Genomic DNA, 18,652 nt, shown 5'->3' on the forward strand with positions numbered 1-18,652 from the left:
AGCTCAGTCGGGCTGGTAGGTTGCCCACCTTCACTATCGGCCTAGCTGAGCTAATGGAGAAAGAATTTTATGCAAAACACTAATGAAACCGAGTTCGAACAAGAGCTTGAGCGAAATAGTTTTTAGGCTTGAATTATTTTTTTTTGATATTATGGTTTTGATGTTTTTTAGAGAGATTATTCTATGGTTTATATAGTTATAATGAAGATGACAGCTAATGGTTCAGTTTGCGCCAACGCATATAATAGTTTAGAAGAATCAAAAAGTATTGTTTACGGAATAAAAGCAGGTTTTCGTAGTGCAGAAATTAATGTTAGACAGTCGCATAGTTATGTTATAACTGTAAACAATGTTGAAATTTGCACTATAGACATTTTAAGTTATAACAAAAAAGATATTGAATTCCATTTAATTAAATATATTGATAATGAACGGCAGGAAACTCGAAGGTTTTCAAGTCGAGAAAATGCTGTAAATTTTATTCATCACATACGAGATAATAATGATTATCAGAAATATACTAGTGAAGATGAAAGTGGAGTTTGGACTTTTCAATACAAATCTGGCGCAAAAGTTCAATATAGCGTATTTTTGGCTATTTATAAAAATGCTAAAAAAACCGTTAAAATAAATGAATATTCCAAAATTTTGGGCGTAAATTCTAATGCTACAGATGAAGAAATTAAGAAAGCATATCGCCAAAAATCAAAAATTCATCACCCCGATACAGGCGGAAATATGCAGGATTTTTTAAAAATTCAAGAAGCGTATGAAAACCTTATAAATGGCCTTGGCGGAACTAATAAAGAAATTTCTCATCGAGAGTTATCTGAACTTTATAATTGTGCTGATTTTGAGCAACTGATAAAATATATACATAGCCTTAATACCAATAAAAAGTCAAGTTATAATCCAGGTAGTCAATTTTTATTAGGTCTTATATTATTTACAATTGGTGGAATTTTATCATGGAGCTCATATAACGCGGCCTATTCTAATGGTGGCGGAACGTATACTGTCTATACGGGATTGATTGTGTATGGTTTATTTATAATTTTTCGAGGTATTTTAGGTATGTTTAAGAGATAGGGTTATAACTAAAACTAAAGTTAAAAATAGAAATGTTATGTATAATATATAGTATACAGTGGTGTAACTATAATGCTAATATTATTCAATCCACTCAAAAACCAACCTTGATTCTGGCGCACAATAAAACTCTTGTGGCACAACTTTATAGCGAATTTGAAAAATTATCAGTTCCAGAGAAATAAGCTATGGCTAAATTCAGACCGCAATATGGAGGGCTTTTTATTTATTTGACATTATTAGTAAAAAATGTTAAAATATGTTTATAAATTTTTTAGTACTTTAGGAGGATCTTACTATGAGAAAGATCAAATATAATAACGTTACAATTGAAGATATTGAATATGCTTTTTTCTTAGACGGCCAAAGAAAAGACCGAAAAAAATTAGAAGTATTATTCTCACTTAAGCCTAGTATTCATAAAACCATAAAGATTTATGAGCTTAGTGAAATAAAATATATTAATGATCAAATTGTAGTGTTAAGAGGAATAGGAAATATGTTATATAGGGTAGGGGTAGACTCTCACATCAAACCAATCCGTTTTCGCATAAAATATAATCACATAACTAAAAAGGTTATTGGCTTTCAGCATTACCCTATAAACTCAGTAGAATAGCTACTAACATGGCCGAGAAATCGGCCTTTTTTATTTTTGCTACTATTGAACTTGTTATTACGTTTATGTATAATAAAAGCATAAAAAATATAGTAATGTAAGGAGAGATAATGTCTAAGAAAAATACCGTTCAAGATCACGGAAGAATTGCCATGATCGTTGCTGGAGGTGTAGCTGCAGTACTTATGCTTATTGCTACAACACCAACTTTTTCAGCAATCGTAGCAAGTATTACTAACAGCGTAAACAAGGTTGTTACTGGTACTTTAACTATGGAAGAAAAATCAGGTAACTCTACTTGTTCAAGCGTTAGCGATGCAAATAATACAGCAACATGTGCAACTATTAATAAATATGGCGATGCTTCAAGAGTAATGGCACCAGGTGAAAGCCAAACAACAAATATTACTTTAAAAAATACTGGTTCAATTAAAGCTACTAGCTTCACTTTAACACCACAAGTATGTAAAACATATAACGATGTAAATACTACTACAGCTTCAAATGTAGATGTTTGTGATCAAATTGATGTTGAGATTAAAGCTGGACAAAATGTAATTTATAATGGCACAGCTAAGAACTTAGCTGCATCAATTAACTTATTGCAAAAATTAAATAAGCAAGAAATTGCACCAAACGAAGCTGTTGATATTACTTTTAAAACTACACTAAAATCTTCAGCAACTAGTGCTCATGCTGGAAAAACTGTTTCTCAGCCACTAGTTTGGCAATTCCAAGGTTAATATAGTATAATCAAGGATATAATGCAGGCTAATAAAAAAACATTATTTTATACATTTACAGTGCTAGGGGTTAGCCTAATAGCCCTAGCACTATTAGCCTTTTTCGCTGGCTTTCGAATTTTTACAGTAGCAACCCCTAGTATGGGCACTACTGCTCCTGTAGGATCATTAGTTATTTCGAAACCTAGCGAAGAATACAATAAAAATGATATAATAACATTTTTACAAAATGGTAAATTTTATACCCATCGTATAGTTAATATAGATAACGATACTACCTTTACTACAAAAGGCGATTTAAACGGTAGTGCAGATGCTTTACCTATTAAAAAAGATCAATTAGTAGGAAAGGTCGTTTTCGTTAATAAATATCTAGGTTGGGTATGGAAAGCTCTTCCATGGATAATTATTGGCTTTACTGTAGTCTACTTATTATCATTTGTTAAAATACGTGAAGATTGGCGTTGGACTTTCAGATTAGTAGGTGGATCAATAGTGATTATGATTATTACGGCCTTTATGAAGCCGTGGTTTAATTTTGAACCTTTAGTAGTTTTACCGCACCATCAAAATGGTGTTAATGTAAAAATAGTTAATACCGGAATTTTTACTTTTAAGGCTGAGGGCACAAAACTTGCTTCTGGTGAAAGTGATATTATTCATGTCACTAAGCTAGATAAGGACGGTCGTTACATACTAGCCCCTCAAGCGGCTATTGGTTTTTGGGGTGTAATTTTCTTACTTCTTTATTGCCTTTCACCCTTAATATTGTCATTCTTTCTACCTGCACCAATTCGTGACTATAAAAAGGTAATTAAAGAGATTAAAGCTGGTAAAAAAATAAAGGTTAAAATTAGCGATAAAGATATTTTGATAGCTGTACTTATAGTGTTTGCGGTGTTAGTAGTATTATTAACACAGTTGTCTACTTTTGCTGTTTTTACATCCGAAATAAAAAATACTAATAATAAACTTAGCACTTGGAATAATTTGCTTTGTCGCCATGCTATGAAAGGTGGAACTATAGATGGCATAAATATACCTAGGGCCTACTTTAGCTATAGTATGAATAATAGCCTAGACATAAATAATGTAGCAGATGATTCCGGTAATAATAGGCTTGCTAGCTGGCACAAGAACCAAACATTAGCTACTGGTGGTGCATGTAATGGAGAAAATAACATTAACACTTCCGTTTTTGATGGTGATCAATGCTTAGTTAATAAAGAGACATTTAATAAACCTAACAATTTCACTATGTCTGTATGGTTTAGAACTGATAGAAATTTAGTTAAAATAGCTGGTCTTACAGACAAAAATACACCTCCTCTTGGACAGGGAAATAATGACCGTAATATCTATATAGAACAAACAGGAAGGGTGGCGTTCGGCTTGTTTCCTGGTAGTCTGAGAGTTATCTATTCAAAGCCTAATGTTCGCTATGATGACAATCAGTGGCATTTAGTTACGGCTACATTGTCTTCTACTGAAGGCGCAAAACTTTATCTTGACGGAGAGCTAGCTTCATCCGACTCTAATATGAGAAACGGCCAAAATATTAACAATGGTCAGTGGAGAATTGGCTGTGGAAGATCGATTAACTGGCCAAATGCTGATGGAGCGTGGAATAACCTTGCTAGCTTTACTGGACAACTTCAATATTTTAATTATTACGATAGCGTATTGAATCCTGCGCAAGTAAGAGCTATTTATACACTAAAGAATAAGCGAAACTAAATATGAAAAAGAAAAAAAATATAACGCTGAAATCTATAGAAAATCGCCGTGCTAGTTTCGACTACCAATTAAATACCCCCTTAACTGCCGGCATGAGTCTTAAGGGGGTAGAGGTGAGGGCTATTCGTGATAATAGAGTTAGCCTGAAAGGTGCATTTATTACCATACGTAATAACGAGCTTTGGCTTAATAATGCTAGCCTTTCTTTTAAAAATACAGGCGAAGGCAAAAGTGAAACTACTATTGATACTTCACCGAAAAAATTGCTAGTTAATAGGAAAGAACTAGATAAGTTAGCCCTAGAAAAACAAGCTGGTATGACTATCGTACCTATTAGAATACTCAGTGGCGGAAGGTATATAAAAATAGTAATAGCTAGTGGTAAAGGTAAAAAGAAGTTTGATAAAAGGGAAGCTTTAAAACAAAAGCAAAGCAATAGAGAAAATGCTAAACTGTTAAAAAGTTATAGGTAAAAGGAGGGTAAAAAATGAAAAAAGGTTTTACTATTATAGAAGTAGTTCTAGTTTTAGCTGTAGCTGGACTAATTTTTATGATGATCTTTTTAACCCTGCCAGCCTTGCAGCGTGCCGAAAGAGATAATGAAAGAAAACAGGAAGCTTCTAGAATTTTAGCAGCTATAAATGAATATAGATGGATAAAAGAAGAATATGAATATATTTAGCTGGAACATAAACGGCATTCGTGCTGTAGAAAAAAAGGGAAGTCTTGGTAGCTTTATAGAAAATAAAAACCCCGATATAGCCTGCTTTCAAGAAATTAAAATTGATGCTACTTTACTTAGTAAAGAGGATTTTAAAGATAAATATAATCAGTACTACCAATTTTACAGCCACGCCGATAAAAAAGGGTATGCTGGAACATCTATTTGGACTAAAAAAGAACCGATTAGGGTAATTTATAATTTCCCTAAAATAATTATAGATAAATATAATTTAGTAGATTCTTTTGGTGATATAACTAAAGAGGGGAGAATATGCGGTGTTGAGTTGGAAGATTTTTGGCTAATAACAGTATACACCCCTAACACTAAAAATGATTTAGCAAGGCTAAAAATAAGAGAACAGTGGGATAAGGCTTTCTTAGATTTTATAAAAGGCCTAGAAAAAGGGAGCTTTAAAATTGCTGATTTTAGTGAAAAAAATATTCAAAATATTAAACAAGAAGACAATAATATATCTGCAAAACCAGTAATTTTTTGTGGCGACTTAAATGTAGCCCACCAAGAAATAGACCTATCTAACCCTAAACAAAATAAAGGAAAACACGGTTTTACTAACGAAGAGCGAGCAGGATTTAGTAATTTTATAGCCAATAATTTAGTTGATATTTATAGAAAAGAAAACCCAACCCAAGAAGGCATTTTTACTTGGTGGAGCCATTTTGCAAAAAGTAGGGAAAGAAATATAGGTTGGCGTATTGATTATTTTATAATATCCAACAATATAGTAAGCACTAAGGTGAATAACGCTTCAATTCATAATGATATTTTTGGTAGCGACCATTGTCCAATATCTATAGAGGTAAAATAGTGAATAATAACTTTAAATACTGGCAAGTACAAAGCAATAAGCTATTATTTCCTGACATTGCTTGGAATAAACCTGAACAAAAAGCTATGGCTGGTAAGCTACTTATTGTGGGTGGTAATAAAAGCACTTTCCTAAGCTTAGCTACCACCTACAATATAGCTTTAAAAACAGGTGTTGGCGAAGTAAAAGTTTTAATTCCAGACACCTTAAAAAAAATTATAAAAATTGATAATAATGATGTTATATATACACTTTCTAACCCATCAGGAGGGTTTTCTAGTAGCTCGCTAGATGATATAAAAGCAGGCGAGAAGTGGGCTGACGCACTTTTATTCATAGGGGACATAAATAAAGATTCTGAAACAGCTGTTGTATTTGAAAAATTTTTACTGGAATCAAATAAGCCTGTGCTTATAGCTAGAGATAGTGTAGACATATTAATAAATAGTTTTACTGAACTATTAGAAAAACCTAATATTACTATTTTTGCAAGTTTTAATCAATTGCAAAAAATTTTTAAAAATACTTTCTTCCCAAAAGCCTTAACTTTTTCAATGCAATTTAATAATTTAGTAGATACTTTACACAAGTTTACTTTATCATACCCTTGCCAAGTTATAACCTTGTATCAAGATAATGTTGTTGTAAGTCTAGATGGAGAAGTATATTCAATGCCTATTTCTTCAAAAATTAATAACGACAAGGTAACGCCTTTAAGAATTTGGACAGGTGAAATTCCAGCTAAAGTTATAAGTTATCAAATATGGAATAAGGATAAAGCTAAGGCTTCAATTACTTCACTAGTGGATTAATTATACCATACTTCGCTCAGCAGTCCCATTCTTTTATGCAGAACGATCTACAACTCGCTTTTATCTAAATCAAGAGCTTCTAGCCAGGAAGAACCAATTTTATATAAAGTTTCTAGAAAAGGTAGAGAGCCCGAGGTGGTTGTTCAAAAATTCAAGCCTCTACCACCTTCAAACTCTGATTTAAAATGGAATGACTCCGTATTTTTAGATTGGATTGAATAGTTTTATAGCGTAAATACCCGAGGAAAATTGGGTGTTTTATGTTCGCTTCACCTTTCGGTTCGGGCTGGATAGCTTTGCGGCAATGCCGTCGTTTCAGCTCCACTTTGACACACGACTTATTGCGTATTTACACAATATTAGTCTGTGTAGAGGGGGGAATTTTTTAATTATAAATACGGGTAAATAATTTAAAAAGGAGAAAAATGTTAATATAAAATTACTACAAGTCAACCGTGGAAGGGAAAATTTCCAAAAATTTTTAAACAGTAATATAATATAGCTATAGAGAGGTTTATATTATGATTGAAGCTATTAAAAATTATACCTATAAGTCGTTTAAAAATTATTCTACTCCAGAGGAGTTCTTCAAACAGAAAAATATACTGTTTGGCTATAATGGTAGGGGAAAGAGTTCACTGTCTAAAGGGATCGTTGAGGAATACTCTAAAAAAGATACCACGGAAGAGTCAATTCGATTTTTTAATAGAGACTATGTAAAAAATCGATTGTTATTAGATAATAGTGACTCTACTATTAAGGGAATTAAAGTTTCTTTTAGTAAAAAAGATGCAGATATCGCAAAAGAGATTGCAGAATTACAAAAACAAATAAAAGACGTTACGGAACGAAAAAAGGAAAATACTCAAAAACGGCAGGCTATTCGAGAAAAGATTAATAGTATTCACGATAATAAAAAAGGAACTGCAAATATTAATAAAAAGCAATCTAAACTTAAAGTTGAGGAAGTCATAGAACAATACTCGGCAGATTTAGAAAATGCACTAAAAGTGAACAATCGAGAGTATATTAAAAAGTTTACCGCTGACAGTGATGAGTTGGAAAAGGAGAAGGGTAGAATAACAAGGACTCAGCTTCCCAATTTGAAAATACAAGAGATCCCTACTGATGATAAAGAATTTCTATTCGATGCTTTACAAAAAAAATATATACTGATTGGTGACATACCGACTTCTGAGGTAATTAGATGGCTGGAGAAAGGTGTCTCGTTACATGATGAATCTGACACTATATGTAAGTTCTGTCATAATAATTTTAATCTTGAAGATGTAAAAGATTCTATTAGAAGATATAAAGAAGATTCTAAGCAGAAAGATATCTTTAGACTAGAAGGAATTAAGGAGTGTTTAGATAGTAATATAAAGAACATTGATAATGCTAAAAGAATTAAGGAGAATTTATTTGTTCTTGGATATTCTGAAGAAGAGATAGACAAAATATTTAATTTTGATTATTTAGAATATACCACTCATCTTATAGAGGAAATTGAAAGAAAGATTCTAAATATGGATAAATCAATAGAAATAGAAGATTATATTTTAGAATTTGAAAAAGAAGTCGGTAAAAAATCCAAAGAAATTCAGGATATACATAAGAAAAAGTTAGACGAAATAAATACTTCAATCGGCAATATTGAAAGGATTGCGAAAGGAACGATTGCAATTGCTATTGAAGAATCAAATATTTCAGAAGAATTAAAAAATATTCAAGAAAATGAAGCAGAAATTGAGGAAATTGAAAATAATAATAAAGAACTTTTAGGGAAAATACGAACTTTAGAAGAAAGTAAATCTGAATATATTGATTTTATGAATTTCTTAAACGAAGTGTTAAGTAGTTTAGGAATTCATATTACATTAAGTTTAAAGGACAATAATTATTATTTGAGACATACCCTTGAAGATTGCAATCTAACAATTGATAATGTAAGTGAGGGAGAGAAAAACCTTCTAGCATTGCTATATTTTTACTTTGAATTATATAGTGATAAAGAGCAGACAAAATTTAAGCCTGAAATTAAACTTATAATAATCGATGACCCTATATCAAGTCTTGATGATTCTAATAAATTCTATGTTTTAGAGATAATTAAAAAAATACTGTCCGAAGAATTCCCTCAAATATTTTTACTTACTCATTCTTGGAATGATTTTTGTCAAATTACATATGGAATAAAAACTGTGGGCACTAATTACGGAATTTTTGAAATATATAAAAATTCAAGTAACAATTTTTATAGCGAAATACGAACTTGTCAAGGGAATATTGCTCCGTATAAGAAATTATTTCAAGAAATCTATATATTGAAAGATAAAAATACAGATGAATTGGAGCAGTGCGAGATTTATCACGCGGCTAATAGTATGAGGCGTATTTTTGAAGAATTTTTAAACTTTAAAAAACCGAATCTTCTTCCACAAAAGTCTAATCAATCCGAAATAGAATCTCTATACTATGAAGCTACAGGAAAAACATTAGGAAACAACAAGAAGCGTAAGCTGGGAGAGCTGCTTACTTTTATAAACGTCTTGTCACACCAACCAATTAGAATGGATGGCATAGTACAAAATAGCAAAACCTTAATGCAAATCATAGAGGACATGGACAAAGTTCACTTTAATGAGATGAAAAAATAAGATAAAAAATTCTATGCAGTTCATAAAGATCAGTGGATAAACCCCAGTAACTTGAAATCACTGGGGTTAAGGGGCTAGAGTTGGTTAGTTGTTGGACTGCTGGGTGAGGTGTGGGCATTTTGACTTTTAAAGCTTAAGTGGTTACAATATAAATAGGGGATACTATGAAAAATAAAAATGCAAATAAAAGAAAAATTTTAAGTATTCATTTCAAACACAAACAAACAAAATATATTTTAATTCTATTATTTATATTGCTAGTTTTAGCAATTACTTTTCTTATTATTAATTTAAATAAGAAACAAGAAAATGCATCAGTAAATAAGCCAGCTGAGGTGAAAGTTGAAAAGAAAGAAGAGAAACTACCACCACAAAAAATATATTCTTCACTTCTAGGTATGGAACTAAAAAATAAAGAGGAATTACAAAAACCAGTATTAGGGGTAATGATAGAAAATTCTGTTCCTGCTAGACCACAATCTGGGCTTAAGGATGCTGAAGTAGTTTTTGAGGCAGTGGCGGAGGGTGGAATTACACGCTTTTTAGCTTTATATCAACATAATACCTCTAATTTAATTGGACCAGTAAGAAGCCTCCGCTCTTATTATTTAGATTGGGTTGGTAGCTATAATGCCTCTATAGCCCATGTGGGTGGGTCTTACGACGCTTTAATTAGAGCTAGAGACGGCCATCATAGGGACATGGATCAATTTTTTAATGACAGTACTTTTTGGCGATCTAGGGATAGATACGCCCCACATAATGTATATACTACAACTAATAATTTACACCAATTAGCTCAAAAATATAATTGGAACAGTTCAAATTTCCAAGGTTTTTCACACCGAGACGATAATAAGGAAATTCAAAAAGATGCTAAGCAGGTAAACATTACTATTAGTGGTTATTTATATAATTCTAGCTATAATTATAACCAAGAATGTAACTGCTACCTAAGAAACCAGGCAGGTTCACCACATTTAGATAGAGAAAAAGGTCAAATATCACCAAAAGTATTAATTGCTATGAAGATTAATAATGGTAGGGCTAGCGATGGTTACCATACTAATTATCAAACTATCGGCTCAGGGGAGGCTATAGTATTTCAAGAAGGCAAGGCCATGGCCGTAGAATGGCATAAAGATAGCGAAAATTCACCACTATATTTTAAAAAAGACGGCAAAAATTTTGAATTCATCTCTGGTCAAAAATGGATAGTAGCTATAGGTAATTATGACGGTAATATGAGTTGGCAGTAGTAATATGTTATAATTAAGCTATATGAGTGACAACAAAAATAAAATTAAAAAATATTGGCAAAGTATAAATAAAAAAGCATTATTATTAATTTTTTTTAGCTGGTTTGTATTTCTAACACTATTTATACTATTTTGTCTGTTTAGTAACGTAAATATAGCCAATTTTTACGCCGTATTGTTTATTGCTCTAATTTTTATTAGTATATTTTTCTTTCAATACTCTATATATACACTATTTATTAAACCTCATAAGCAATTATTAGATATAATTATGAACCTTACTTTTAACGCTCAGGCAACTGAAACGCCTATAGAAGCAATACAAAAACATAATAATTTCAGTGAGGTTTTAAAGTTCTTGTTAAAAGCCGATACTAGAGATATTAAAAAAACATTTAAAGCAACTATACCTAATAGTAGCATAGAATCAATTTTAGAGAAATCACCTATAGGATGGTGCATTTTAGATAAGCATGGCAAAGTAGTTAAAGCTAATGCTTCTATGCCAGATATAAATAATTTAGTATTTACAAATCAGCCAACTATAGCCCAGTGGATTAATAATAGCAAGAAAAATGAAATAACAGCCACCAAGATATGGACAAGGATAGCTAACAATCCAATAGACGAAAATTCAAAGCAATATTTTTATGATATTGAAGCTCATTTCAGAAAAGACTGTGAAGATATGACATTCTTAATTTTTATAGATAAAACTGAACTTTATCAAGAAGACCAAGGAGACCTAAACTTTATTGCTTTTGCAGCCCATGAATTAAGAGGACCTATAACTATTATTCGTGGATATCTTGAAATATTAATTGCAGAAATCGGCTCAGGACTATCAAACGAGCATATTGAATTATTTGAAAGACTAACAGTATCAGCAAATAAACTTAGTGGATATGTAAATAATATTTTAAATGTATCACGATTAGATCAAAATCGCCTATCTTTTACTATATCTGAACACAGCGTAGATGAAGCAATAAATTCTATAAAAGAAGATGTAATTTTAAGAGCTACTTCCCAAAATAGATTAATTGAATTTGATATTCCTGAAAAAATACCAACTATAGGAACAGACCTTTCTGGGTTTAGTGAAGTTTTAACAAACTTAATTGACAATGCAATAAAATATAGTAACGATGGAGGTTTAGTAAAAATTACTGCAGAAAGGGTTGGCAATTTTGTAAATATTAAAGTGCAAGACTGGGGGATTGGTATACCTTTAAATGTAATGCCTAACCTTTTTCAAAAATTCTACCGTAGCCATAGAAGTAGGGAGACTGTAGCTGGAACAGGTATTGGCTTGTATTTATCTCAAGCTATAGCCATTAAAATGGGCGGAGAAATATCTGTAGAAAGTACAGAAGGGGAAGGGTCAATTTTTACTTTCTCAATCCCTATATATAAATCTGTAGCAAACCAATTGCAAAATAAGGATATGAATATTATTGGACAAAGTAGTGGTGGATGGATAAGAAATCATGGAAAGGTAAAGTAGAAGCGTAATGATTAAAAATATTTTATTAATAGAAGATGATCGTTTTATTGGCGAAATGTACGTACGTAGCTTAACAATGGCTAATTACAGCGTTGAATGGGCTGTAGATGGTAAAGACGGCCTTGTAATGGCTAGAAATAAGCCTTATGACCTTATTATTATTGATATTATGCTACCAGAAATGAAAGGGGATGATATACTAAACGAGCTAAGAGGTAATGATGATTATATCCCTAATACAAAAGTTTTAATTATGACCAACTACCAACAAGATGAGGAGAGCAGGAACGCTATAGCTAACCATGCTGACGGATATTTGATAAAAGCCGATATAACACCACATAAACTACTAGATATAATTAGCAAATTATAGAAAATGACTTTTTATTTTATTGTTTAATTTTTGTTTACTATTTAAGTTATAGTTTTGCAATATTATAGATTATACTAGTAGGAATAATAAAAAATACAAAAATTACATTTAAATTAATTACAAATAAAAATAAACGTATTTACAAATACGTTTATTTAAATATCAAAATCTTGTGTATCTTTATGATCTTTTATAATCCACGATCTACGTATGGTGTAATACGGAATTTGTAGAACAATAAAGAAAAGCCACAAAAAAGCAGTTTCATTTTTTGCAGGATTCGAAAGAACAAAAAATAATGCAAAAACAAAAGCTAATTTTAAAACATTCTTTCGCATATGCCTAATTGCTGACTTTATTTCATAATTTTGTTTTTGTTTTAATATATCCCTTGTTTCTTCGGCTAACTTATCCCTATAGCTTTGGGGAGTGTTTGCGTTCTGTACTTCAACGGCTCTTTTTTGCACTTCGGGAGAGGCAAAAGATCTATTTTTTTCTATTTTAATATCGTTATGTAAAGGTTGAATGTTTTTATTGTAGCTATTAGTTATACGCTTATTTTCCATAAGCATATTATAGTTTATTTTAGTCCTTGTTGCAATCTATCGCTTAGCTGTGGAGTAGCACGCGCCTTGCAGGGCAGTCTGTTAAACTTGTTACGACCGAATACACGTTGTCTCCATTTAAAACCAACCTTTTGTAAATAAAACAGATATTAACATTCGCCAAATTTTATTTTTGTTCGCTTTTTGTTTAATTGGATAATGCCGACCTTTTACATATTTTCATTATCCTCCAAAAAGTTGTTAATATCTGTTTTACTGTTTATAGCATCTTTAAGACCGAATATATCTTTTTATCTATAAAATAATCAATCTCTAGACCGTTTTTGAAGTGTAAAGTAATAATATGAAAATTCGTTTTATTTTTTTGTGATGTTTTAGTTTGAATAGATAATCGGGCAAGGGTGGAAATAATATTATCTTGTGTTAAGTTAATTTGATTGTTTTGCATTTTTTTATCCTTTCAAAACAGTTTAATTGTATATTACAATTTGATTATAACATAACGTCGCACAATATACCTTGTATTGACTATTACAGAAAATATTGTAAAAAAATAAGTATTAACAGTTTAAAACTATTAATACTATAACATAAATTTAATATTTTAAAATTGTTAATTTTACAACAAAAATTTTATTTTAAATAAAAAGGTAAGTGGAATGAGGCAGAAGCCAAAAAATAAAATAATATCCAGAAAATAATAGCTACTATAATAGGAGTTACAAGAATTAAAACTATAATTAATAACTTATTATTAATTTTAGATAATAATAAATTGTTAGCCATTAATATTTCATTATCGGTATATTGAGAATTTTTTTTAAATTGTTCTTCATTCATAAGCATATTATAGTTTGTTTTAGTCCTTGTTGCAAGGTGGTCGCTTAGCCGTAGATTAGCACGCGCCTTGCAACAGTTTGCGGAGCTTGTTACGACTAAATACACGTTCAACACGATCAACTTCTAAGAGAAAATCGGCGTAATCTGATGGATAGGGTACTTCATATATTTCATGATAATCATGAACTTTAGTTCTATATTCTTGAGGCATTGTTAGAGGGGCGAGGTTCTCTATAACTTCGGGGGCAATAAGGTTGCGAGACGACCAATAACGCTTAGCGTATTTCTCTGTTATGAGTTCTTTTGTTATATATTTTTTAATATATGATGACATTTTAGTTTTATCACGGATTGGGGCAACTTCTGAACGGCCTAAATTATAACGCACTAAATAATTGCGACCTTTATACCTTTTAGCCGTTTTAATTTCATTTACGGTAATATATGGGTTTTTAGAGCTATAAAAGTCCCTAACTTCATTCTTATAGTCTTCTAATAATGCATGGAAGTGCCAAGCGCCGTTTTTGTGTCTTTCCGGTACAATTAAGTATTTAAATTTCGATCCGTGCTTTCTTTGGTGGTTGATCTGTTCTGTATTTAGCCAGTTTTTGAGTAAATCCGACATATTATTAAAGTTTTTACGGTTTTCATTTCCTTTTACTTTAGGGTTGTTAGGATCAAACGTGAACGTAGCGAAATGGGTGAAGTTATTACATAAAACATAATCTGATATTTTTGTTTTTGTTCTATTAATTGATTTTTGTAAGTTATCTTTTTCACTTGTTAGTTCTTCATTAGCTAAACCGTTAACACTTCTAAAACGATCTATGGTAAGAGGGGAGAAATATTTTATTATTTTTATTTTATCCGGATAAATTTTAGCATAACTTGATATGACTTTATATTTAAGTCCAATATCTTGTTTATACATATTATGCAATATTTTTGAGGTTAATGCATCTAATGAAGACATATGAGTAACTCCTATTAACTCTTATAAAATTATTATGTTGATTAAGTGTAGTCCTTGACAAGGGGGCTAAAGCCCTTTTTAATATGTTTAAATATCTATACGCTTAATATTGAAATAGTCTTTAAATTGTTCTTCAGTATTGTTTTTTGATGTGTATACGGATAATGAACAACCAGATCTAAAAAGAATAGTGTAAAAGTGTAATTCATTCTGTATACGTTCTAAGCGATCATATTGATATTTAATAGCTAATAGACTTAATTTAGCGTCCTTTTTGGTTGTATACCTTGCTATCTCCATGCGATTACGAGTGATGATATATGCATATTTACGTGATATTGTTATTTTAAACATATTGATAAACTCCTTTTATTTCTGCTTTTCGGAGCAGTGCTACACGAAAAGCAGAAATATTATTTTCTTTTAATATAAATATTATTTTTACTCTCAAAAATATCCATTTGTACTGAACTTGATATGACTTTTTGATATGTATCGTACATATTACGTATACGCCTATTATGGAAGAACCAGCCCCTTTTAATAACATTACCTACAGAACGGCCTGTTTTATCATCTAATTTTAAAGTATGTGCATCTATAACAGTCTGAGTGGTGAATATGTTTAAAAAAGTATTACAACGGATCTCATAATTTGCTTGTTCTCTAAATGGTTTTGCCATTCTATCCCATAATTGAGAAGTACCGATAATTAATTTACGTTGCTTGCGTTGTTGCGATATCTCCGTAAAAACATAAGGTGGTATATTTTTACTATCTAAAGCATTAAAATAGGTTTGTATTTCATCTATTAAATAAATTACGCCATATTCTCCATTATTAATTTTAACTAATTTTTCGGCTAGTTCATCTACAGATTGAAAATAAATAATTCTATCTGAATAATCTATTAAATTATTATTAAAAATAATATTAGTTACAAGCTTACATTTAGGAAAAATAGACATCAACCGATCTACATGATAAACGGCAGATAATGTTTTACCTCCTCCTTGCCAGCCGACATAAACGCTTACACCGGAAGGCTTAAAGTAATCTTTATTTTTAGAATTTTTAAGATCATCGGATATAACACCAAAATTAAATTTAAATGTTTTATTAATATAATTAGCGTAAGACATTAGCGACTGATTCCTAATATAGGTAATTTAGTTAATAAAAACATAATGAAGTTATAAACATATTTAGCAAGCATAACAGAAAAAGATATAAATAAAACCCAACCTATAACGGTAAATGATCCAAAGATCCAGCCAACAAAACCTATAGCACCGGACTTAGAGGGAAAAGCTAAAAAGTCAAAAAAGAAATTTCTCATATCTTCCGAAAAATTAGGAATATTAGGCAACCAACCAAAAGTTAATTTTAATGAAGCAACAATTGTAGAAAATATAGATATAACAGCAATTTCTAAAGATTTAGTAATATCCATTTTTATTCCTCCCCATTACCTGATAATATTGCGTATAGTTCATGTCTTAACCAAAATATAAGGCAACAAATTAACGCACCGTTTGCGAACATATTTAACAACGAATAAATTTGTGGTGTTTTTTCCTGTATATAACAAGCGTTCATATCATATTGAGATATTTTAATATGGCAAGTTATTGTATTATTAGAATAAACGCCGATAACATGTTTTAATGCAGTTATAGGAAAATACAGAACACCTAATTTTTGAGAAAAGAAAAAATCAAGATTTTGAATTTCACAACCTACAGCCTCGCCGAGTTTTTCATGTGTAGCTACGCAAGATTCGGCATATATAGGAACTTCACAGTTCTCTTGATCACAGTATTTTTTATCATTAGGGAAAAAAGTATAATCACCCGAACCTATTTTAATTTTTGCGTATACAGGTTGATGGATCCAGTCTTCATCAATAGTATTTTTTAATGGTGGTTTTGAGTTTACATAAGTTTTAACCCAGTAATAGCCTTTTTCTTCAAAATCATAATTAAATTTATCATATAAATTATCACCATGATATTCAAAAATTTTAGTTGTTTTATCTTCTTTATAAAGTTCATAATTAGGCATATACATTAAAGGATCTAAAGCCATTTTTTTATCGGCATTAACATTAATAATTTCACCGTTTAGATTCATATCATGCACTTTATAAGCAAAATATGGATAATAATCAGGCTTATTATTTAAAGCAGGGTTATCATTGGAAGTTTTATCACTAAGGGGGAAATCATCAGGATATTCAACTCTAAAATCGTTAAATACATTTATAAATTGATATTTATTTTGACCCATCAAAAATACTTTATTATTTTGATCATCATTTAATTTAGTATAAATATTAGAAGAATTCATCTCAACATTCTCTGATAAATGAAAACGTTTTGTTTTATCATAAGTAAAATGAATATCAGCATATATTTCAGTAAAATCACGTTCTAGAACTCTTCTAGGTAAAGACTGAGAGGCAAAGCCATTATAAAAACCATCTTTTTTATAATGTCTAAAAATAGGTTCATTTTCTTTATTTCCAGTGTAAAAAACGAATGAAGCACTAGCAAATGAATCGGTTTTAATAATATTTAAAAATGATTTATATTTTTTATCTCTAAAAGATTCGCATGCTTTATCCCAGTACTCACGATCATAAGGTTTAGCATATTTTTTAGAACAAATAGCAGAACCCATATATAAAGCTACATCCCAGTATATTTTTTGATCTGTTGCTTTTGCTTGAGATACATCTTTAGAATAAATATAATCTTCTTTATTAAACTTACGAACACCGTATTTATTAATTTTTGTTTTTAATGTTTCATAATGATTGTTAATTTTTGTTAAATCATCTTCGGGAGTAGCAAAAACACTACTAAAGGGAATAACTAAAGATGTAAATAAAATAGTAAAAACAAAAATTAATATTTTTTTATTCATTTATTAACGCCTTTCTCCAAGTTTAATAATAATTATTACAGATATAGACAAAACTATAAGTAAAGCAAGCCATGTTATATGATCAAAATAAACAGGGGAATGAAGAGGCGACCAAATGCGAGTAACTTCCATTTAAAACCAACCTTTTGTAAATAAAACAGATATTAACATTCGCCAAATTATATAAACACCAGCTAATAGACCTATAATAGGTAACATAAAAATGAAAAATTCACGTATTAAATCTAATAGAGCGTGCAATACAACCATAGAATCAACAGTTTGAAAATGATGCATTATTTAATTATCCTTTTTTAAAATTAATATAAAGGGCAGTTTAAAGACTTGCCCAGGTCTAAAGATTAAGCTTTTACTTTTGAGAATTTTTTCAAAAGACGGAAAGCTAAACCAACACCAAGTGTAAAGCCTAATAGGGCAATAATGATTGGCATGTTGCTTGTTAAAACACCTGTTAGGCTTTCAATAAGCTTAGTTGCAGTATCTTGTGGAAATATATTCATATTATTTTGTACCTTTTCTAATTTTTATTATTTTTGTTCGCTTTTTGTTTTATTGGATAATGCCGACCTTTTACATATTTTCATTATCCTCCAAGAAGTTAGAAGGTTTTGGTGTTGAAGATAAGATTAATAGTTTTGCATTAGACTTGTTAGATAATTTAAGCTCTAAAATCTGATCGGATCCATTAAGATTTAGACCGAGTTCTAGAACATGGTAACTAATAATTTGTTTATTTTCAGGGTTAATAAATTCTTTAGGTGAGATGTGAGCAGAGTAGATTCTATTTAAAACATTTATTTTTTCTGATTGATTTTGCATATTTTTATCCTTTCGGTTGATTATAATTTATGTTTATAAGCGAATTGTATACTAGATAAAAAAATATGTCAAATGTCGCACATTATACCTTTTGCGACATATAAGTAAAATTAAAAAGATGATTAAGAATACATGAAGTTTAATGACAAAAAATAAGTT

General features: G+C 30.4%; 22 protein-coding genes. 12 read left to right on the plus strand and 10 right to left on the minus strand.

Features of this window, described 5'->3' with window-relative positions; all coding sequences use genetic code 11:
* Positions 1-201 precede the first annotated feature (201 nt).
* The 12 genes from G6CMJM_RS02690 to G6CMJM_RS02745 all read left to right on the plus strand — a co-directional run bounded on the left by G6CMJM_RS02690 (position 202) and on the right by G6CMJM_RS02745 (position 12,346).
* Positions 202-1,089: a J domain-containing protein gene (locus tag G6CMJM_RS02690; RefSeq protein WP_206660774.1), complete on the plus strand. Its 888-nt coding sequence runs from the start codon at positions 202-204 to the stop codon at positions 1,087-1,089.
* Between the two features lie 298 nt (positions 1,090-1,387).
* Complete coding sequence (locus G6CMJM_RS02695) at positions 1,388-1,708, plus strand: hypothetical protein (protein WP_129718937.1); 321 nt, start codon at positions 1,388-1,390, stop codon at positions 1,706-1,708.
* 110 nt (positions 1,709-1,818) lie between these two features.
* On the plus strand, positions 1,819-2,451 hold the full coding sequence (locus tag G6CMJM_RS02700) for a hypothetical protein (protein ID WP_129718938.1): 633 nt from the start codon (positions 1,819-1,821) through the stop codon (positions 2,449-2,451).
* Positions 2,452-2,472: 21 nt separating this feature from the next.
* A complete protein-coding gene (locus G6CMJM_RS02705; RefSeq protein ID WP_129718939.1) occupies positions 2,473-4,188 on the plus strand; it encodes a LamG-like jellyroll fold domain-containing protein in 1,716 nt (571 codons plus the stop codon).
* 2 nt (positions 4,189-4,190) lie between these two features.
* Positions 4,191-4,661, plus strand: a complete 471-nt coding sequence (gene smpB, locus G6CMJM_RS02710; RefSeq protein WP_129718940.1) for an SsrA-binding protein SmpB — start codon at positions 4,191-4,193, stop codon at positions 4,659-4,661.
* Between the two features lie 14 nt (positions 4,662-4,675).
* Positions 4,676-4,870 carry a type II secretion system protein gene (locus tag G6CMJM_RS02715; RefSeq protein WP_129718941.1) on the plus strand — a complete coding sequence of 65 codons (195 nt, stop codon included), beginning with the start codon at positions 4,676-4,678 and terminating at the stop codon, positions 4,868-4,870.
* Positions 4,857-5,738 (plus strand): exodeoxyribonuclease III, encoded by an 882-nt coding sequence (locus G6CMJM_RS02720; protein WP_129718942.1) that lies wholly within the window; start codon positions 4,857-4,859, stop codon positions 5,736-5,738. Before G6CMJM_RS02715 ends, G6CMJM_RS02720 begins: the two co-directional genes overlap by 14 nt.
* Positions 5,738-6,550 (plus strand): carbohydrate kinase family protein, encoded by an 813-nt coding sequence (locus G6CMJM_RS02725; protein ID WP_129718943.1) that lies wholly within the window; start codon positions 5,738-5,740, stop codon positions 6,548-6,550. The genes G6CMJM_RS02720 and G6CMJM_RS02725 overlap by 1 nt, the downstream gene beginning before the upstream one ends.
* A gap of 521 nt (positions 6,551-7,071) precedes the next feature.
* Positions 7,072-9,207, plus strand: coding sequence for an AAA family ATPase (locus G6CMJM_RS02730; RefSeq protein WP_129718944.1), 2,136 nt, complete (start codon positions 7,072-7,074; stop codon positions 9,205-9,207).
* A gap of 164 nt (positions 9,208-9,371) precedes the next feature.
* Complete coding sequence (locus G6CMJM_RS02735) at positions 9,372-10,466, plus strand: DUF3048 domain-containing protein (protein ID WP_129718945.1); 1,095 nt, start codon at positions 9,372-9,374, stop codon at positions 10,464-10,466.
* 22 nt (positions 10,467-10,488) lie between these two features.
* Positions 10,489-11,973 (plus strand): sensor histidine kinase, encoded by a 1,485-nt coding sequence (locus tag G6CMJM_RS02740; protein WP_129718946.1) that lies wholly within the window; start codon positions 10,489-10,491, stop codon positions 11,971-11,973.
* A gap of 7 nt (positions 11,974-11,980) precedes the next feature.
* Positions 11,981-12,346, plus strand: a complete 366-nt coding sequence (locus G6CMJM_RS02745; RefSeq protein ID WP_129718947.1) for a response regulator — start codon at positions 11,981-11,983, stop codon at positions 12,344-12,346.
* A gap of 155 nt (positions 12,347-12,501) precedes the next feature.
* Here the strand turns inward: G6CMJM_RS02745 and G6CMJM_RS02750 are convergent, their stop codons facing one another.
* The 10 genes from G6CMJM_RS02750 to G6CMJM_RS02785 form a co-directional block, all read right to left on the minus strand.
* Positions 12,502-12,912 carry a hypothetical protein gene (locus G6CMJM_RS02750; RefSeq protein WP_129718948.1) on the minus strand — a complete coding sequence of 137 codons (411 nt, stop codon included), beginning with the start codon at positions 12,910-12,912 and terminating at the stop codon, positions 12,502-12,504.
* Positions 12,913-13,171: 259 nt separating this feature from the next.
* Positions 13,172-13,360: a hypothetical protein gene (locus G6CMJM_RS02755; protein ID WP_129718949.1), complete on the minus strand. Its 189-nt coding sequence runs from the start codon at positions 13,358-13,360 to the stop codon at positions 13,172-13,174.
* A gap of 185 nt (positions 13,361-13,545) precedes the next feature.
* The gene (locus G6CMJM_RS02760; RefSeq protein WP_129718950.1) at positions 13,546-13,752 is read right to left on the minus strand and encodes a hypothetical protein; all 207 of its coding nucleotides are present in this window, start codon (positions 13,750-13,752) and stop codon (positions 13,546-13,548) included.
* A gap of 55 nt (positions 13,753-13,807) precedes the next feature.
* On the minus strand, positions 13,808-14,725 hold the full coding sequence (locus tag G6CMJM_RS02765) for a rolling circle replication-associated protein (protein ID WP_129718951.1): 918 nt from the start codon (positions 14,723-14,725) through the stop codon (positions 13,808-13,810).
* Between the two features lie 413 nt (positions 14,726-15,138).
* Positions 15,139-15,867, minus strand: coding sequence for an ATP-binding protein (locus G6CMJM_RS02770; protein WP_129718952.1), 729 nt, complete (start codon positions 15,865-15,867; stop codon positions 15,139-15,141).
* Complete coding sequence (locus G6CMJM_RS02775; protein ID WP_129718953.1) at positions 15,867-16,178, minus strand: hypothetical protein; 312 nt, start codon at positions 16,176-16,178, stop codon at positions 15,867-15,869. The genes G6CMJM_RS02770 and G6CMJM_RS02775 overlap by 1 nt, the downstream gene beginning before the upstream one ends.
* A gap of 2 nt (positions 16,179-16,180) precedes the next feature.
* On the minus strand, positions 16,181-17,653 hold the full coding sequence (locus tag G6CMJM_RS02780) for a hypothetical protein (RefSeq protein WP_129718954.1): 1,473 nt from the start codon (positions 17,651-17,653) through the stop codon (positions 16,181-16,183).
* Positions 17,654-17,785: 132 nt separating this feature from the next.
* Complete coding sequence (locus G6CMJM_RS03210; protein ID WP_165302681.1) at positions 17,786-17,950, minus strand: hypothetical protein; 165 nt, start codon at positions 17,948-17,950, stop codon at positions 17,786-17,788.
* Positions 17,951-18,015: 65 nt separating this feature from the next.
* On the minus strand, positions 18,016-18,174 hold the full coding sequence (locus G6CMJM_RS03215; protein ID WP_165302683.1) for a hypothetical protein: 159 nt from the start codon (positions 18,172-18,174) through the stop codon (positions 18,016-18,018).
* 70 nt (positions 18,175-18,244) lie between these two features.
* Positions 18,245-18,493 (minus strand): hypothetical protein, encoded by a 249-nt coding sequence (locus tag G6CMJM_RS02785; RefSeq protein WP_129718955.1) that lies wholly within the window; start codon positions 18,491-18,493, stop codon positions 18,245-18,247.
* Positions 18,494-18,652: the final 159 nt, after the last annotated feature.

It is taken from the genome of Candidatus Nanogingivalis gingivitcus, from assembly GCF_004151455.1.
In the GTDB taxonomy this organism is placed as follows: Bacteria; Patescibacteriota; Saccharimonadia; order Saccharimonadales; family Saccharimonadaceae; genus Nanogingivalis; species Nanogingivalis gingivitcus.

Excerpts from the sequence above, each read along its gene's own strand:
- G6CMJM_RS02785 (WP_129718955.1), bottom strand. The coding sequence starts at position 18,493 with ATGCAAAATCAATCAGAAAAAATAAATGTTTTAAATAGAATCTACTCT.
- G6CMJM_RS02715 (WP_129718941.1), top strand. The coding sequence starts at position 4,676 with ATGAAAAAAGGTTTTACTATTATAGAAGTAGTTCTAGTTTTAGCTGTA.
- G6CMJM_RS02780 (WP_129718954.1), bottom strand. The coding sequence starts at position 17,653 with ATGAATAAAAAAATATTAATTTTTGTTTTTACTATTTTATTTACATCT.
- G6CMJM_RS02770 (WP_129718952.1), bottom strand. The coding sequence starts at position 15,867 with ATGTCTTACGCTAATTATATTAATAAAACATTTAAATTTAATTTTGGT.
- G6CMJM_RS02740 (WP_129718946.1), top strand. The coding sequence starts at position 10,489 with ATGAGTGACAACAAAAATAAAATTAAAAAATATTGGCAAAGTATAAAT.
- G6CMJM_RS02755 (WP_129718949.1), bottom strand. The coding sequence starts at position 13,360 with ATGCAAAACAATCAAATTAACTTAACACAAGATAATATTATTTCCACC.
- G6CMJM_RS02765 (WP_129718951.1), bottom strand. The coding sequence starts at position 14,725 with ATGTCTTCATTAGATGCATTAACCTCAAAAATATTGCATAATATGTAT.
- G6CMJM_RS03215 (WP_165302683.1), bottom strand. The coding sequence starts at position 18,174 with ATGAATATATTTCCACAAGATACTGCAACTAAGCTTATTGAAAGCCTA.
- G6CMJM_RS03210 (WP_165302681.1), bottom strand. The coding sequence starts at position 17,950 with ATGCATCATTTTCAAACTGTTGATTCTATGGTTGTATTGCACGCTCTA.
- G6CMJM_RS02735 (WP_129718945.1), top strand. The coding sequence starts at position 9,372 with ATGAAAAATAAAAATGCAAATAAAAGAAAAATTTTAAGTATTCATTTC.
- G6CMJM_RS02745 (WP_129718947.1), top strand. The coding sequence starts at position 11,981 with ATGATTAAAAATATTTTATTAATAGAAGATGATCGTTTTATTGGCGAA.
- G6CMJM_RS02690 (WP_206660774.1), top strand. The coding sequence starts at position 202 with ATGAAGATGACAGCTAATGGTTCAGTTTGCGCCAACGCATATAATAGT.
- G6CMJM_RS02695 (WP_129718937.1), top strand. The coding sequence starts at position 1,388 with ATGAGAAAGATCAAATATAATAACGTTACAATTGAAGATATTGAATAT.
- smpB (WP_129718940.1), top strand. The coding sequence starts at position 4,191 with ATGAAAAAGAAAAAAAATATAACGCTGAAATCTATAGAAAATCGCCGT.
- G6CMJM_RS02705 (WP_129718939.1), top strand. The coding sequence starts at position 2,473 with ATGCAGGCTAATAAAAAAACATTATTTTATACATTTACAGTGCTAGGG.
- G6CMJM_RS02720 (WP_129718942.1), top strand. The coding sequence starts at position 4,857 with ATGAATATATTTAGCTGGAACATAAACGGCATTCGTGCTGTAGAAAAA.
- G6CMJM_RS02750 (WP_129718948.1), bottom strand. The coding sequence starts at position 12,912 with ATGGAAAATAAGCGTATAACTAATAGCTACAATAAAAACATTCAACCT.
- G6CMJM_RS02730 (WP_129718944.1), top strand. The coding sequence starts at position 7,072 with ATGATTGAAGCTATTAAAAATTATACCTATAAGTCGTTTAAAAATTAT.
- G6CMJM_RS02760 (WP_129718950.1), bottom strand. The coding sequence starts at position 13,752 with ATGAATGAAGAACAATTTAAAAAAAATTCTCAATATACCGATAATGAA.
- G6CMJM_RS02700 (WP_129718938.1), top strand. The coding sequence starts at position 1,819 with ATGTCTAAGAAAAATACCGTTCAAGATCACGGAAGAATTGCCATGATC.
- G6CMJM_RS02775 (WP_129718953.1), bottom strand. The coding sequence starts at position 16,178 with ATGGATATTACTAAATCTTTAGAAATTGCTGTTATATCTATATTTTCT.